This is a genomic window from Providencia sp. PROV236, assembly GCF_033676985.1.
GTDB classification, from domain to species: domain Bacteria; phylum Pseudomonadota; class Gammaproteobacteria; order Enterobacterales; family Enterobacteriaceae; genus Providencia; species Providencia manganoxydans.
Genome location: NZ_CP096297.1, coordinates 4,324,543 through 4,341,201, shown reverse-complemented (window position 1 = coordinate 4,341,201; position 16,659 = coordinate 4,324,543). Strand labels below are relative to the sequence as shown.

At 40.0% G+C, this 16,659-nt stretch carries 11 protein-coding genes; 4 read left to right on the top strand and 7 right to left on the bottom strand.

Annotated elements, in window-relative coordinates; translation table 11 throughout:
* Positions 1-262: 262 nt before the first annotated feature.
* Together pfkA and M1E96_RS20185 are read left to right on the top strand one after the other, a co-directional pair.
* Positions 263-1,240: a 6-phosphofructokinase gene (gene pfkA, locus M1E96_RS20190; RefSeq protein ID WP_369427297.1), complete on the top strand. Its 978-nt coding sequence runs from the start codon at positions 263-265 to the stop codon at positions 1,238-1,240.
* Positions 1,241-1,421: 181 nt separating this feature from the next.
* A complete protein-coding gene (locus tag M1E96_RS20185) occupies positions 1,422-2,423 on the top strand; it encodes a sulfate ABC transporter substrate-binding protein (protein ID WP_272580764.1) in 1,002 nt (333 codons plus the stop codon).
* A 77-nt stretch (positions 2,424-2,500) separates the two neighbouring features.
* Here M1E96_RS20185 and M1E96_RS20180 read toward each other — a convergent pair whose 3' ends face one another.
* The 5 genes from M1E96_RS20180 to M1E96_RS20160 form a co-directional block, all read right to left on the bottom strand.
* Positions 2,501-3,457 (bottom strand): OmpG family monomeric porin, encoded by a 957-nt coding sequence (locus M1E96_RS20180; protein ID WP_070927408.1) that lies wholly within the window; start codon positions 3,455-3,457, stop codon positions 2,501-2,503.
* 127 nt (positions 3,458-3,584) lie between these two features.
* A complete protein-coding gene (locus M1E96_RS20175; protein WP_272580763.1) occupies positions 3,585-5,465 on the bottom strand; it encodes a glycoside hydrolase family 3 N-terminal domain-containing protein in 1,881 nt (626 codons plus the stop codon).
* A gap of 424 nt (positions 5,466-5,889) precedes the next feature.
* Positions 5,890-6,837, bottom strand: a complete 948-nt coding sequence (locus M1E96_RS20170) for a hypothetical protein (RefSeq protein WP_306803440.1) — start codon at positions 6,835-6,837, stop codon at positions 5,890-5,892.
* A gap of 643 nt (positions 6,838-7,480) precedes the next feature.
* Entirely contained in the window at positions 7,481-8,251 is a 771-nt protein-coding gene (gene tpiA, locus M1E96_RS20165; protein ID WP_070927414.1) for a triose-phosphate isomerase, read from the bottom strand.
* A gap of 162 nt (positions 8,252-8,413) precedes the next feature.
* On the bottom strand, positions 8,414-9,028 hold the full coding sequence (locus tag M1E96_RS20160; RefSeq protein ID WP_272580761.1) for a DUF1454 family protein: 615 nt from the start codon (positions 9,026-9,028) through the stop codon (positions 8,414-8,416).
* 264 nt (positions 9,029-9,292) lie between these two features.
* Here M1E96_RS20160 and M1E96_RS20155 point away from each other — a divergent pair, with 264 nt between their 5' ends.
* Positions 9,293-9,715 carry a DUF805 domain-containing protein gene (locus M1E96_RS20155; RefSeq protein WP_070927418.1) on the top strand — a complete coding sequence of 141 codons (423 nt, stop codon included), beginning with the start codon at positions 9,293-9,295 and terminating at the stop codon, positions 9,713-9,715.
* A gap of 33 nt (positions 9,716-9,748) precedes the next feature.
* Here M1E96_RS20155 and fpr read toward each other — a convergent pair whose 3' ends face one another.
* Positions 9,749-10,495, bottom strand: coding sequence for a ferredoxin--NADP(+) reductase (fpr, locus tag M1E96_RS20150; protein ID WP_272580760.1), 747 nt, complete (start codon positions 10,493-10,495; stop codon positions 9,749-9,751).
* 528 nt (positions 10,496-11,023) lie between these two features.
* On the opposite strand from fpr, the gene emrD reads away from it, so the two are divergent.
* The gene (gene emrD, locus M1E96_RS20145) at positions 11,024-12,208 is read left to right on the top strand and encodes a multidrug efflux MFS transporter EmrD (protein ID WP_070927422.1); all 1,185 of its coding nucleotides are present in this window, start codon (positions 11,024-11,026) and stop codon (positions 12,206-12,208) included.
* A gap of 39 nt (positions 12,209-12,247) precedes the next feature.
* Here emrD and M1E96_RS20140 read toward each other — a convergent pair whose 3' ends face one another.
* Positions 12,248-16,657 (bottom strand): M66 family metalloprotease, encoded by a 4,410-nt coding sequence (locus M1E96_RS20140; protein WP_369427296.1) that lies wholly within the window; start codon positions 16,655-16,657, stop codon positions 12,248-12,250.
* Positions 16,658-16,659 lie beyond the last annotated feature (2 nt).

Sequence of the window (16,659 nt, the reverse complement as noted above, 5' to 3'; positions counted from 1 at the left end):
TTCGAAGTAAGGTAACAACCGCTATAGTGGTTCGCTATTCTGTGGTAATCATGTTTATGCGCTAAAATTATGTAAGCTGGATCACAATAAACAATCAAAGCTTGATAGAAAGCAGGTATATACAATTAGCTATACCGTATTATAGTGCTAGGTGAATCAATTCAGCATTGGCGGTTTGTAACAGAATTTGGTTTAGAAAAGCACGGTGTTGAACGGTGTTTTTCATTGATTTGCAATTTATATTCATTAATCAGAGGTCATCATGGTCAAGCAGATTAAAAGAATTGGGGTATTAACAAGTGGTGGTGATGCACCCGGTATGAATGCTGCAATCCGCGGTGTTGTACGAGCGGCATTAAGTGAAGGTTTAGAAGTGATGGGTATTTATGATGGATACCTTGGCTTATATGAAAACCGCATGAAACAGCTAGACCGCTATAGTGTCTCTGACATGATCAACCGTGGAGGTACCTTCTTAGGTTCAGCTCGCTTCCCTCAATTCCGCGATGAAAAAGTTCGTGCTGTTGCTATTGAGAATCTGAAAAAAAATCATATTGATGCCTTGGTTGTTATTGGTGGTGATGGGTCTTACCTTGGCGCTAAAGCATTGACTGAAGCTGGTTTCCCTTGTATTGGCTTGCCGGGAACCATCGATAATGACGTCGCAGGAACGGACTATACTATTGGTTACTTCACTGCGCTGGAAACCGTGGTTGAGGCTATTGACCGTTTACGTGATACATCGACTTCTCACAAACGTATTTCTATTGTCGAAGTCATGGGGCGTTATTGTGGTGACTTAACGCTATCAGCAGCGGTTGCTGGTGGATGTGAATTCTTAGTTTTACCTGAAAATGAAATGTCATTTGATCGTGAAGAGCTACTATCTGAAATCAAACAAGGGATTGAAAAGGGTAAACGTCACGCTATCGTAGCGATTACTGAGCATGTTTGTGATGTGGATGAATTAGCCAAATATATTGAAGCGGAAACTCATCATGAAACACGTGCTACAGTACTTGGGCACATTCAGCGCGGTGGCTCGCCTGTTGCGTATGATCGGATTTTGGCATCGCGCATGGGAGCGTATTCAATCCAATTATTGTTAGAAGGCTATGGTAGCCGTTGCGTTGGTATTCAAAACGAAAAATTGGTTCATCATGATATTATTGATGCAGTGATGAATATGAAGCGTGTGTTTAAGAAAGATTGGTACGACACAGCGAAAAAACTGTACTAATTCACCTCTATGTATTGCAAATCTCACTTGTATGACCCGATTGCTCGGGTTATGCAAGTCTGATCCTACCTATCTTCTGTTTGTATATTCTTTTGTAGCATAAATTGTCATTTTTAATTATTTCAAGTTATGGATGAGATCTGTCAGCCTGCCTTAACATTAAATTGATGAGGATAGAGGAATGGCGAAAAAATGGCATGTAGCAACGGCATTGTTGCTGATACTCACAACGGGAGCATGGGCGAAAGATATTCAATTGTTGAATGTTTCTTATGATCCCACTCGAGAGTTTTATCAACAATATAACCAAGCGTTTAGCCAACATTGGAAAGAAAAAACGGGAGATACCGTTATCGTTCGTCAATCTCATGGGGGCTCAGGAAAGCAAGCGACTTCGGTCATTAATGGATTAGAAGCGGATGTTGTGACTCTTGCTTTGGCTTATGATGTTGATGCAATTGCACAAAGTGGACGTATTGATAAAGAGTGGATCAAGCGTCTTCCTGATAATTCTGCGCCTTACACTTCAACAATTGTTTTTCTTGTTCGCAAGGGAAATCCTAAAAATATTCAAGATTGGAATGACCTCATACGTAAAGATGTTTCTATCGTGACGCCGAATCCGAAAACTTCAGGTGGCGCACGTTGGAATTACTTGGCTGCTTGGGGGTATGCATTAGAAAAGGAGCAGCAAGATCCTGAAAAAGCAAAACAGTTTGTGAAGCAACTTTATCAAAATGTTGAAGTACTGGACTCAGGGGCTCGCGGTGCAACAAACAGTTTTGTTGAGCGGGGTATCGGTGATGTGTTGATCGCATGGGAAAATGAAGCATTACTTGCTATTAATGAGCTTGGTGAAAATGGTCAATTTGAAATTGTTACTCCAAGTATTTCAATTTTAGCGGAACCCACAGTTGCAGTGGTAGATAAAACGGTTGATAAGCGAGATCGTCGTGAAGTGGCTCAAGCTTATTTAGAATATCTCTATTCGCCGGAAGGCCAAGAAATCGCAGCAAAAAATTATTATCGGCCACGTAACGCTGAAATTGCGCAAAAATATCAACAGCGCTTTCCACAGTTAAAATTACTGACGGTAGATAAAGAGTTTGGTGGCTGGACTAAGGCGCAGGAAACTCATTTTTCGAATGGTGGAGTCTTTGATGAGATTAGTCGTCGTGACTAACGAACAATATTATTACTCTATTATTTATGGCACTCCAGCTAACCTGTGAGGGGCAGGTTAGCTGGATAACTATGATTTTATTGCCACACGTATTTCACACCCAATTGTCCTAAATAGAACGTTTGGCGATTGTTGCTGCCAGAGGTGATCCCTGCACCTTTTGGATTTTCCCATGTACTTGGCTCAACCGCAAATCCACCCCATAAGGTCAGTTTCGGTGTTAGGTTATAGAAAACTTGGGTACCAACACGGTAGCCATCTTTCACTTTTTGGGTTGTGCGCTGCTTATTATCGTAGTTGTGTTCGTTTAGGTAGTAGCGGAAGTAGGGCATAATGCTCCAGTCTTGATTTAACGTCACAGGGAAGTAACCACGAATTTGGTTCTGCTCCCATGTTTTGTTGAAATCTTTATCCCATGTCCAGTCCGTGTACATGTAAACTTTCGCTGTAGCGGAGTCATTGATTTTGTATACCAAACCGTGTTCGGATTCCCATTCGTAGCTATTTGGCGCATGGAAGTTATCGTAGTGGTAGAACGCATCCCAAAAGTTGAATGCCCACTTATCATTAAAGTGATAAGTCCCGCTTGGCATTAACCAAAACAAGGTATTGGATGGACGAGCCATGGTGCCAGGCGCTGAATCATTTGATTCTTTACGGTAGGTAACGTTGAGGTTGAATTGTCCAACATCACTGGAGTACATTTTTCGTGTTACACCAATTTGGGTTCGGTTACGAATAAATGAGTCCTTTGATGTTGAAAAATTATGGTTATAGCTTCTAAGTGACTCTTTATGCTCAAGAAAGAAGCTCCATTTAGATTCGGGATTTGATAAAAACAATTGACCAACCATGGTTGTTTTGTCGTAAACCTTCCGCCCGCTAGTGTTATGGTGGCCTTCGAATTTTTCCAATTCCATATAGACGTTAGAGGAAATACGCCAATAGTCATTATTCACTTGTTCTGTTGAGAGTGCAGAAGCAGTAAAGCCCATCGCGGTAAGTAGTAGTAAACCATTCAATGATGTTTTCATGATGACCCTTTAATTTTTAATTATTGTTCAGTAACGTAGCGTTATTAGTTGAATTTTGTGTGTTATAGCCCGCCTTTATATCCTTAAAGGATATAAAGGTCGGAAAGTGCGAGTGTTTATAAATTAATTAATGAGTGGTGTTGTACGTTTCACCATGACCATAAGGGAACAGGATTTTGTTACCTTGTGGATTTTTAATATTGACGGGGAGCAGCCCTTTCGGTGGGTTTAATGGCTGTGCTTGTTGGTCTGCAAACAAGGTACGTAAACCACTACGAATATTGGTTTCGAGTGAGTTACGGTTATTGTTAGTGACGTCGAATCCGGTGATCCCATAGATGGCAAGGTTAGCTTTAACCCCTTTTAGGTATGCAATGTCATAGGGATTACGTGAAGAAATCACTACCAGTGGGATATTGGCTTTATTTGCTTCATCAATGAATAGCTGAGCATTAGCAGGATTATCTTTCAGGTTATAAGTGGTTAAAATTACCAGATCTTGACCTTGCAAAAGAGGCTGAACATCTTTTGCATTGAGGGTATTTTCAGTCAGTTTAACAACGGTTTCTTTGCTTTCTATTGTTGTGCCTGTTTCATTAGCGATGTCATTTAAGTGCTTTTGAATTAATTCATTACGTGGTTTTTCATCCGATACAACTAAAATCTTATTTTGTGATTTTAAGGTGTAAGGAAGCACATTATCGTTTTTGATTAGCGTAATTGCTTGTTCTGAGACCATATTTTCAAGATCTTTATGGCTTTTAGAAGCGACAACTTGCTGCGCATTATGTAAATCGATTGGCTGTGCGGTGATCTGTTGCTGTAATTTTTTCAGCACGACACGTTTTGCTGATTCATCAATGCGTTTTTTCAGCTCAGGATTTTTTTGAGCCTCACTTTCAAGATGGCGGTACATGTTGTCCAAACGTGCAACTGATTCCGTATCCCACATTTTAATTGGCATTAAGATCACATCAGAACCAGCAAGTAATGATGTTTCTACTGCCCAGTTTATATCGAAATTATCGGCAATAGCGCCCATATCCATCGCATCTGTGACGATTAAACCATCATATTTAAGCTCATCACGTAAAATATCGTGCAGAATAGGTTTTGATAATGTAGCAGGTGTCCCAACCTCTTTGCCACTAAGGGTTTTAATTTTACTGTTATCCAATGCAGGAACGATAATATGTGCGGTCATGACAGCATCTGCGCCATGGTTCAGGGCATATTGGAAAGGGGGCAATTCTGTTGAGCGCCATGTTTTTTCATCTGAATTTACAACAGGTAGGTCAACATGCGAATCAGAAGAAACATTACCGTGACCAGGGAAATGTTTCAATGATGTCAACAAGTTATATTTATGAATACCTTTGATATAATTGGTTGCAAGTTGTTCAACAAGTTCTTTATTATCTGAATATGAACGTACTCCAATCACAGGGTTGTTTTGGTTATTATTCACATCGACAACAGGGCCGAAGTTGATGTTAAAGCCTAAGCTGGATAATTCATAACCGTGGATCATACCTGTTAGCTCTGCTAGCGCAGGGTTACGTGTCGCACCTAATGCCATGTTTCCGGGCATTTCTGTACCGACACGTAAACGAGTGACATAACCACCTTCCTGATCGGTACCAATAAATAGGGGTAAATTACTGCGAGCGGCTTGTAATTGATTGATAAGTTCTACGGTCTGCGGTGTATCAATTAAATTTTCACGAAATAAGATCACTGAACCGAGGTGATACTGATTGATGACTTTCGCAACTTCATCATTCATTGCTAGAAATGGCGCGGGCTCGCCATTATTGTCTTTATTCCAATATCTAAAATCTAGCATGAAAAGCTGACCAATTTTTTCTGCCTCAGACATATTTTTGACGATCTCATCAGCAGATTTTTGTTTATCTTTCCACATATTATCAAGCTGTGTTTGTGAAATCGGGTCGGCGAGTGACATGGCACTTAATAAGCAAAGAGAAAGTAGGGTAAGGTTTTTCATCGCATTATTCCTTGGTTATTTTTCGATGAATAATAAGTAGGGTAAATTAATTATAAAGTGAGACAAGTCACAGATAAGATTATTCTCATTTGCTAGTGCTTAAGAATAGTTTGCAATTTAACAAATTGTGCTATGTCATGTATCTATATGATTTTAATAATCAATCCTATTGGAATAATTAATATTCCAATAGAATAATTCCATTTTGGAATTACTCTATTCTGTGATCTCAATGGTAAAGTTAGACATATGAATTAATCGCCTTAGTAATTATCTAAAACTCAAATTTTATGTTAATTAAATTTAAAAATAGGATTTAGAGATTGCTGAAGTAGGCTAAATTTGAAGTTAAATAAAAAGTCGCAGCTTATTGATTGCGACTTTTTTCACACAGTAAAATAATGGCTAGAGATATATTTACTCACTATTGCCAGATATATTTAATGCCAAATTGGGCTAAATAGAAGGTTTGTCTATTATTACTACCTGATGTTGCATAATTATCTTTTGGATATTTCCATTGTGTGGGTTCTATCGCGGCTCCTCCCCACAAGATCAACTTTGGGGTCAGGTTATACGCTAGCTGTGTTCCAACGCGATAGCCATTTTTGACTTTTTGGGTTAAATTTGCACGAGCAGTGTAGCCACTTTCGTTAAGAAAGTAGCGAAAATAGGGAGAGATTGACCATTTTTCATTTAGCTTAATCGAGAAGTAACCTCTAATTTGATCTTGTGAAAAGATTTTATGGAAGTTGTTATCCCACACTCTATCGGTATATAAGGTTATTTTTGCTTTAATCGCCTCAGAATGTTGGTAGCTGAAACCGTGCTCAGCCTCCCATTCATAGTTATTTGATCTTAAAAAATTACTGTAGTAGAAAATCGCATCCCAAAAATCAAATGACCATTTTTTATTAAAATAAAAACTTCCTGTTGGCATTAACCAATATAAACTGCCTGATGATCGCGATGGCATGTTAGGTGCAGAATCATTCGATTCTTTTCGGTAAGTTCCATTGAGATTAAGTATTGTGGAATGGCTTTTATACAGTTGGCGGGTAGCACCGATTTGTGTGCGGTTACGAATGTATGAATCACGGGAAGTGGAAAAATTGCGACCATAATTGCGCAAAGATTCGCGGTGATCAAAATAAAAACTCCATAGTGATGCCGGATTTGTCAGTGCGAGTTTACCGACCATACTTGCTTTATCGAATACTTTATTATCAAGGTTATCGCGTTGCCCTCGATACTCCTCAACCTCTACATAAATATCGCTATCAATACGCCAATAGTCATTATTTGCTTGAGATACAGTAGCGGTGAGTAAAACTATTATAGTGCTTAGAATTAAACCCTTTAGATATTTCATAATCATCCCTATAGCGAATGTTTTATTTTATAAATTTCGATAACAATATAATTAAAACTGATGGTGGTTATTGTTTATTAATATATACCTGTGATACTTCAAGCCACAGTATGATTGACTCAGTGTATTATCACTAATTAGATGATGTATATGTAATTGGTGATTAATTGACTTGTCGTCTAACTGCACCTCGAACTATTTAGTGTATAGTGAAAGAAATAATCTATTTATTCATAATAAATAGATAGGCGATTAATCACGAACCGTGTAAATATAATGTTAAGAAATATGCGCTGTCTAGCATTCGTCACGGGTGGTAGATTGAGAATAATGATTGTAATTAATAAGATATGAAAGTTTATATCACAATGATTTCAATTTGTTTTCTATGAGGGATAAATTAAAGATTGAAGGAATAATTTGAGTTAAGGTATTTTTAATTTTGTGAGTAGATTAAGTAAATTAAAATTTAGATTCAGAGGAGACAATTATTTATTAGTAATCTGTGTCTGTTTTTATTATTCGATATAAATAAGATAACCGCCAATAAATATTGACGGTCACATACTTATTATATTTTAAGTTGTCGTAGATGTTGTCTAACGACACTTAGAATTATTCAAAGTATCACTTAGCAAAATAATTATTTTGCTTTTTTGGCTTCTGCTGCTGCTTTAACAATCACCGCAAATGCATCTGCTTTTAGTGATGCGCCACCAACAAGGGCACCATCAATATCTGGCTGAGTAAACAGTTCAGCTGCATTACTTGCATTAACAGAACCGCCGTATTGAATAATGACTTGCTCCGCGATTGCAGCATCTTTCTTCGCGATGTGATCACGAATGAATTTATGGATTGCTTGTGCCTGTGCTGGTGTTGCTGACTTACCAGTACCAATAGCCCAAATTGGCTCATAAGCAATCACTGCACCTTCGAATGCTTGCGCGCCTAATGTATTGAGAACAGCATCAATTTGGCGTGCACAAACTTCTTCCGTTTTACCTGCTTCATTTTCTGCTTCAGTTTCACCGATACAAAGTACTGGGATCAGCCCTTGCTCTTTTAATACGGCAAATTTTTTCGCAATAAATTCATCACTCTCATGGTGATAGGTACGACGCTCTGAGTGACCAATGATGATGTATTTTGCACCAATATCTTTGAGCATTTCAGCAGATGTTTCGCCTGTAAATGCACCAGAAAGGTTTACATCAACATTTTGTGCGCCTAAAGCAATTCGGCTGCCCGCAATAGCATGTTTTGCTTGGCTTAGGTAGATTGCTGGTGGTGCGATGGCAACATCACAGCCATCAACGCTGCTAAGTTCATTACGCAGGCCTGCAATCAGGTCATTAACCATATGGGTACTGCCGTTAAGTTTCCAGTTACCCATAACCAATGGATGTCGCATGTTAATTCCTCCAACCAGAGAGTTTGATTTATCAATAAGTGGCTCATTGCATCATCTTGATGCAGCGAGAAAATCAGCATTTGTTAGATATTATAGAGATAATGCCTAACTATAGCTTTGCTTTTTATCACGTCGATGATAATTGCTGTGATCTACATCAGCTTAAGGTGTCTCTACTTCTAGCTTAATCGGTTCAACAGCAAAAGTAAGCACATTATTATCACTTTTTACTAAAACATAGCGAAGAGCGCCTAAGCGAGCTTCTTCTGCACGTGTTGGGTTTTTATCTGCCATAAATTTATTCAGTGCTTCTGTGAGCTCAGGGGCTTTATCAGGAGAAACTTGCGGATCGAACTGTTGGATTAAGGCAATAATATATTGCTCGATTAATGCTCTATTAGCCTGTGCACGTTTAGTATCATCTGCGGGGAGTAAGGTGAGTTGCAAACTTTTAATTTTCTCACTGCCCCGCTCAAGTACTGCTGAGGAGTAGATATAGGGATTAATCGAGGAGGCTGCGCGAATATAAGGTGCAGAAATATCTTGGCTTGCGAGCACCTTGTATTCATGAAGTGGTAAGGTCGGATTTGCTTGATTAAACTGGTTTCGTAACTGTGGGATAGTCAAGTCAAATGAAGGAGCATCAGGCGCGAGATACGCCACTTCAAAATTGGTATCAGGTAGCGTCGGTACTTTTTGTGCGAATACCATTTGTGGCAAACCGAGCACAAAAACGGTTATGATGACGTAAATTGGATGGAGTGCGTGTTGTTTCATTGGTTTTTGCCACTCATTCTATGGTTTTCAAAATACTTTGAGGTGCAGTTAGCGACAAATTAATTGGTCGTTAGCAATAAATAGATACTCTCAATAATTCGGGATGTAAGTAGGCGATAAACTAAGATAGTCAGAGAGCCCAAATCAACTATGTGGTTCGACTAGCTGAGGGGCATCAACCACCTTACATCTGGAAATATAATAAGTACCGAAAGCAAATACGCTGTACCTTTAAGTATCACAAGTATATCAGGAACGGATGTAATGACATTACAACAATGGGCTTTTTCCTTCAAAGGCCGAATCGGCCGCCGGCCATTTTGGGCCGGCATCGCCTCATGTTTTATTTTGATGACCGTGATAGTGCTATTTCAGAATGCATTTTCATTACCTGAAAGTGTTGTGGCCATATTATTTATTTTATTGTTATATCCTTTAGCGGCAATATTTACTAAACGACTGCATGATAGAGGAAAACCTGGTGGATGGTTTGCATTAGTGATCCTTGCATTTGCTTTATTCTCCATGGACGTCAGCCATATGGCACCGTTCTGGCAATGGGGAATTGGTCGTTTTCTACCGCTATTAATTGCAATGATTATGTTATTAGATTGCGGTGTGTTTGTAGGGATGGATTCTGAAAATAAATATGGTGAGAAAACGCAAGCGGTAGATCGCCTTTCTTGACCCCCATTCAACGATGGGGATCAAAAGCGCGTATTACCAATACTGCTCACTGCTGATGTGGCCAGGCTTGCGACGCAGATGTTTGCTCATGGAGCGTGTTTTTATCAGTAGATCGCGGGTATCTCTGACCATTTCAGGGTTGCCACATAGCATGATATGACTATTTTCAGCATCTAATGAAATGCCTGCGGCGTGTTCCAGTGCTTGATTTTCTATTAATGCAGGTACTCGACCATGCAAAGAATCGGCACATTGCTCACGGCTAACCACGGTGATTAAACGTAATTTTTCTGGGTAGCGCTTAGCTAATTGCTCCATTAGTGGCAAATAACTCAGATCCTTTTGATAACGAACAGCATGCAATAAGACGATCTTCTCAAAGCGTTCAAGCCCTTTACCTTCTTGTAGGATAGATAGGAATGGCCCGATAGCGGTGCCTGTTGATAACATCCACAGATTTTTGCAGTCGGGAATTTCATCGAGTACAAAAAAACCAGATGCTTCATCGGTTACTTGTAGAGTATCTCCACGGCGCAGTTGAGCGAGTTTAGGGCTAAGTTTACCGTTGGGAACAACGACAAAATAAAACTCAAGGCGATTATCACTCGGCGCATTAACATAAGAGTAAGCGCGTTGTACACGTTCACCTTCAATTTCTAAAGCAAGTTTCGCAAATTGTCCGGCGATAAAAGGTTTAATGGGGGCATTGATGATGAGGCTGAACAAAGAATCTGTCCAAAATTTTGCTTCTATAACGGTTCCAGTCACCCAATTTGCCATAAATTTTCACCTCTGAACTTTCCTAGCCTTGTTGTACATCAGGGGTTCATACTAAGTGAGTTTGAGATTTACGTTTATCGATAATGTGTCTCTGACCTGTCATGCTTTGATTCTCAGTGCTTCTATTAAGCTGTGTAGCCGCATTCATTGGTTCAGCGCATCAGATACTTTTGCAAATCTTATAATCTCACTGAATAGTCATTTTATTGTGCATGGAATCATTTGAAGCGCAGTTAATTATGCTATTAAAATAGATGTTAACTGAAGTTAATGTACAGTTTTGTTGCCATATCTGGCGAATATCGCTGACGTTGGCTCATTAATTAAAATGCTGTCCTACCTCGAAAAAATATTTAATTTTGTTATCTTAGTCACGCTCTCACAGAACATGTGCGTTTTGTAGTTTTATCGAGAAAAAACAAGCAATAACTATTTGTGATAATGCCCTGAAATTAAATCGTCATGCCATTGCTATTAAATAGGCGGGCTTGGTGTGTATTCAGGTTGGCAAATTTGTTTGAGAATAAAATGAGAAAAATAGAAAACTTCAATTTATTGATCCTACTGATTGCCTTAGCGGCAGTTGGTCAGATGACGCAAACAGTGTATGTCCCTGTTATTGCTGATATGGCGGTTTACTTTAGTGAGCCATCTGGTTCGGTGCAACGAGTCATGGCGGCATATCTGTTTACTTACGGTTTTTCTCAACTGGTTTATGGACCTCTGTCTGATCAGATTGGTCGTCGTCCGGTGATCCTCGCAGGTATGGTGATTTTTTTGCTATCGACGACGTTGGCAATTTTTGCACCAACATTGGATGTTCTTGTATTAGCAAGTGGTTTACAGGGCTTAGGGACTGGTGTTGCAGGGGTAATGGTGCGTACTATGCCTCGTGACCTCTATAAAGGGACATCACTTCGCTATGCGAACAGCCTTTTAAATATGGGGGTACTTGTTAGCCCGCTATTGGCACCCATGTTCGGCGGCTTATTAGCCCATTTTTGGGGCTGGCATGCATGTTATATCTTTTTGTTTGTCTTAGGTGCTTTTGTCCTTTTAAGTATGTATCGCTGGTTACCTGAAACTCGGCCTGTTTCACCTGAAAAACACAAAATGCTCGCGTCATTCCGCCAATTATTATCCAGTGGCTCTTTTGTTTCTTATTTGGTGATGTTGATTGGTGCGCTAGCCGGTATTGCGGTTTTTGAATCAAGTAGCGGCGTATTGATGGGGGGAGTGTTAGGCCTTAATAGTATTACCGTCAGTATTTTATTTATTATCCCTATCCCAGCCGCCTTTTTTGGCGCATGGTTTGCAGGGCGTGATGGGAAAAGCTTTTATACCCTGATGTGGCAATCCGTTATCTGCTGCTTGATTGCAGGTTTGATGATGTGGATCCCTGGATGGTTTGGTGTTATGAATATTTGGACTTTGCTCGTTCCTGCATCGGTCTTTTTCTTTGGTGCGGGTATGCTGTTTCCTTTAGCGACAACAGGGGCAATGGAACCTTTCCCTTATTTAGCAGGTGCTGCAGGGGCATTAGTCGGTGGTATGCAAAATGTTGGCTCGGGGGTGGCAACATGGGTTTCCGCATTGTTACCACAAAATGGCCAGTTTAGTTTAGGGTTATTGATGTTCTTGATGTCACTGTTAGTCCTGCTATGTTGGCTGCCAATCGCCCACCGTATGGATAGAACAGAACACACGGTATAATTTAGAATAGGCGGCATAGAAAGTATACCGCCTATTTAGTTATCGCGTTAACGGCGCTGAAACAGGGTGTGGTGCGGTATATAAGTTTCTTTGACTACGTGTTGTAACGTAGTTTTCTGTTGCTTCCATTGAAGCGATTAATTCAGGTCTTTGCTCTATTGGATGAAAAAGAATAGGGTGGTTATCGTCGATAAATTGACGATGATCGACCATTGCCGCCGAAGCATGTTGTGTGAGTGTCACCGTGCTGGCTGGGATGCTATCTTGTAGGTGATTATCGATATAAATTTTGAGGCCTTTGAGCTTCAAGTTTGGCGTACTATCAATTGCGCCTATAATCGATAACTGTTCTCCTTGGCGAGTGATTTGCCAGCATTCTAAAGGGATCTGTTCTTTGACCGTACCAGACTCTTCTTCTACTAATAATGTCAGCCAATAACTGTTTTGTTCTTTTGGTAATTGCATTATTGAGATATCGATAACTTGGTTAACGTAACTATCTGAAAACAGAGGAACATGAGACTCAACATTATAGGCTAATGGAGTACTATATTGATGTGGTATCTGCTTTAGGTGATTGATAGGTGTATAGGCGTGTATGGCATTAATGGCGGGTTTATTACCCCAAGGGTCATTTAATGAAAAGTATTGCTTTTGTAACCGCCCACCTTTTATCCACATAGCACAAAGTACGCTGTCTTTCGTGAGCGCTTGAGTATTTATTTGTTCTGTCAATGCATCAAGTAAATGAGGTTGATTGGATGACCAAAACAATTGGCTACCTTGCCAATAATGATCAAGTACTACTCTTTCCAAAGGCGATTTTCCATCCCATAGGCTGAACAGTCGATTTGCCAAAGAATCTGGATTGATATAGGTGTAAACAGTTTTTTGGTTATTCGTTTCAATTAATTGAAGTTTAACTAATTCGCCTTTATCTGGGATGTTTAGGCTTAGGAGTTCAGGCGTTTCAAAGCTAATTAATTTCTGATCTTCAATATGGCGTGTATCAGTGATTAACCCATATGCGGTGGCGTAAGTTATCTGTAATGAATAGGAAGATGTTTTATTGTGTGTGTTTGCAGGTAAAGCACCGAGGGTACGTTTGAGCGAAAGATAGCTATAAGGGTGATTTTTGCCGTTAGCGAGCGGGATGATTGAGCCACTGACCCTGTAAACCGGAACATCGTTGGATAACTGTTCAGTGGTTGGTGTATAAGACAAAATTTCTTGAATTTTATTATTGTAGTAAGAAGAGTGAGGAGTAAAAGCATCATATTCAGCTTTGTTTTCTCCTGCTGCTATCGGGTACATCGCTGGATATATTTCTTGTACACTACCATTGTATGGATCAGTATATTTATAAGTGACATAACGTTGTTGTGACTGGTCATAAGAGATTTCAAATCCATTACTGTTTGGCGAAAATGGGTAGTTTTCGTCTGTTGTATGTCTTAAACCTAAGCTGTGCCCCCATTCATGCCATAAGATATCTGATTGCGCCATTCCCCCACCAAAAAATGGTGAGGCCATACCCAGTATCGATCCATGAATTGAAGGATTAATTGCCATATAAGTGAGGAGATTATCTTGTTTATTGGCTTGCCTGATCATCTCTCCTTGTAAATAAGCCCATGCAACTGACATATCGGAAAAGTCATGGAGAAGAGGGTTTTTGTCGTATTGGGGCATGGTGAGCACTGAGTTGGTAAAGTTAGGATTGTTATAATAAAAAAGCGCCGGTGCTCGCGTTTCTGATGGGCTGTTGTATAAAGTGAATTGTGAAACTGGCAGTTTAGCTGCGGCCTCTGTTCCCCAACTGAGAGGTGAATACGCGTAAAGCCCTTGCCCATATTGATAGAGACTACTATTTTCAACTCGAGCGACCAGATGAGTGGCTGGATGAACTGGTGGTGAAAAATAACCGTTTTGGTTTGTATAAGGTGTAATGATCGGGCGATTATTTGCCATAAGCTGAATTTGGATACCCGGTTTTATCCACTCTCCTTTTAGTGGGGCAGTGAAACTATTTTTATCCGCTATTTGATGATCGATTGATGACTGTGCTGGTAGCGGATCGATCTGCTTGGCGAGCCGATTGGGTCCAGTAAGGCGTACTCGACCTAATTCATATCCCTGCTTATCGCTAACAATCGCCTCAACATTAGGTGAGATTAGGGAATTTGGGCTGGTAATATCGATTTTTAGTAAGGCCCAACGGCCTGCAACCAAATTTAAATAAGGGGAGTCAATGTGTTGCTGGTGGGTTTGGGTGAGTGAAATATCATGAACATACATGTCATCAGGAAGTGGATGTGAGTGAGGTTTTGGCTCTTGGTAAATCGGATCTGCTATGTGAAAAGTTCTTTTTCCCGGTATTGAGACTATAGGTGCGTTATCCGTTTGTAGTTGCACCGACATTGGCGCTGATTGGCTGCCATCGCGCATCACGGCCACAAAATCAAACTGTTCAAAGCCAGAAAATGGAGTATGAACATTGGGTTGGTATTGCCATTCACCTGTATAGCGATTTAGAGTCACTTTCCCCGAATTAGTATCTTCAATTAATTGATAATATTGAATATCAGGGTGTCGAGGTAAGGTGCCTGTAACCGCACCAACAGTGAGTTGGTTTGGGGTTTCTGTTAGATTTTCGGCAATAATAAAGGGCAAAATTTGTTCTTGGTATCCGAAGCTCAGTTTTTCAAGTTGCCGATTTTGTGGGTCGGTAATCACGAGAGCATTGTTTGCTTTATTCCAACTCACTTGTAGTGAATTATCTTCGCTATAATAATGTAATGCATGTTGCAAATAGTCGGCGAATTCATTTGGTGATGCAAATTGTGTGGTAGGTGCTTTGAATGCTACTCGTTGTATATCGATATGATGGCCATTGGGGGAAGTTAACAAAAAAGTCAAATGTGTCAGGTGGTTAAGTTGTTCTGGTGTAAAATGAATTTGATGTACAGTTTGGTGTTGCCGTTGAGTATCGACATGTTTTAATAACTCAACATAACTGATTTGTTGGCGCTTTTTTAACTGAAACTGCGTAAAAATTAAACCATCACCTTTAATTATCATTTTATTATTATGATAGCTAATAGTAATTGCTTGAGCTAATGGGGCGAGTTGCTGGTTGATAATCTCTTCAATTTCTTTACTGAGCGTTTCCCATGTTAAATGCGATGAAAGGCTTATATCATCGAGTTTTAAAACAATGTCTCGCTGCTTATCCTTAATTTCAATTGAAAAGTATTGTGCGGCTTTAGCGTGTAGAGCGGTCAATTGTAATTGGTTAATTGCGGTTGGCGGCAGCGTGATGGTTTGATGTAAATTCGATGATAAGGGGTTAACTGCAACCACATCAGCGAAAGGCATCCATTCAACCGAAAGAATCTCTTTCTTGGGTTTTAATGGCTGAGGTATCAAGGGATATGAAAAAGCTTGCTGGGGGATCAATGATAACTGTTTAGTGTCAGGTAGTGCCCAGCCCAATCGAAATTTTGGTGGAGTCCCATTCGTTGTTGTCGTAATACGTACAGAGCAGCTTTCACCCTGTTTTAAATTATCCAAACTAATTGTTGCTGTTGGATCACCTTGCTTAACGGTGACTTTATAGTTTCCAACTTTAAACTGCACATTATCCTGTATGTTGGATATATCAAGAGCAAAGGTAAACTTCCCCGTTTGTGGAATTGCCACTTTCATATCATAAACCCAGACCGTTTCTGTGGGTTGGCTGGGTAAATGATGCTGTGATCCTTGTAAATGAGGAAGTGTTGCTAGCAATGCTGATTGCAGCTCCTCTGGTGGGTGTTTATGTCTATAGGCATAAACGGCAATACCTGATTTAGTCGGTTGTTCTAAGGCAGTAGTGCTGTGGCGCGATGACTTTCTCTGATATTGTGGAGGTGTAATATCATTAATGAGCTTCCTAACCGCAGGAGAAGTGTTCTTCTCTTTAATAATGAGTAACCCTTTACCTGTCACAGACATCATATGGCGAGCTAACTGGATTTGTTGATCATTGGCGTTGGATGAAAGCACTAAGGTACTGTAGCTGCGATGCCACTGACCATTGGGTAACAACGCGTCGGCAAGCTGTTCAGCGGCGCGAGTTTCACCTTTATTCCATAGATAAGGCGAATCAAAGCTATCAATATAGAGATTTTGTTTGGGGTGTAAGGTATTTCCAGCAAATAGCTCCGGACTGACAGCACTCAAGAGTTTATTACTCTCAGCTTGATATTGCTGACCATTTAACCAATTCATGATTAAGAAAATCGCATTTCCATCTATGGTGTGATCTGGCGAGTTCTGAAGGGCATCAAATAATGGTGAGCTTTTATCAATGATGGCGATTCGGCCTTGTGAATGATAATAGCCAAATGTAAGGTGGCCTTTGCTGGCCTGTTGATACAAAAATTGTTCCTCGTTTGGGTTATCCATAG

Coding starts and splice junctions, on each gene's coding strand:
- pfkA (WP_369427297.1), top strand. CDS start 263: ATGGTCAAGCAGATTAAAAGAATTGGGGTATTAACAAGTGGTGGTGAT.
- M1E96_RS20185 (WP_272580764.1), top strand. CDS start 1,422: ATGGCGAAAAAATGGCATGTAGCAACGGCATTGTTGCTGATACTCACA.
- M1E96_RS20180 (WP_070927408.1), bottom strand. CDS start 3,457: ATGAAAACATCATTGAATGGTTTACTACTACTTACCGCGATGGGCTTT.
- M1E96_RS20175 (WP_272580763.1), bottom strand. CDS start 5,465: ATGAAAAACCTTACCCTACTTTCTCTTTGCTTATTAAGTGCCATGTCA.
- M1E96_RS20170 (WP_306803440.1), bottom strand. CDS start 6,837: ATGAAATATCTAAAGGGTTTAATTCTAAGCACTATAATAGTTTTACTC.
- tpiA (WP_070927414.1), bottom strand. CDS start 8,251: ATGCGACATCCATTGGTTATGGGTAACTGGAAACTTAACGGCAGTACC.
- M1E96_RS20160 (WP_272580761.1), bottom strand. CDS start 9,028: ATGAAACAACACGCACTCCATCCAATTTACGTCATCATAACCGTTTTT.
- M1E96_RS20155 (WP_070927418.1), top strand. CDS start 9,293: ATGACATTACAACAATGGGCTTTTTCCTTCAAAGGCCGAATCGGCCGC.
- fpr (WP_272580760.1), bottom strand. CDS start 10,495: ATGGCAAATTGGGTGACTGGAACCGTTATAGAAGCAAAATTTTGGACA.
- emrD (WP_070927422.1), top strand. CDS start 11,024: ATGAGAAAAATAGAAAACTTCAATTTATTGATCCTACTGATTGCCTTA.
- M1E96_RS20140 (WP_369427296.1), bottom strand. CDS start 16,657: ATGGATAACCCAAACGAGGAACAATTTTTGTATCAACAGGCCAGCAAA.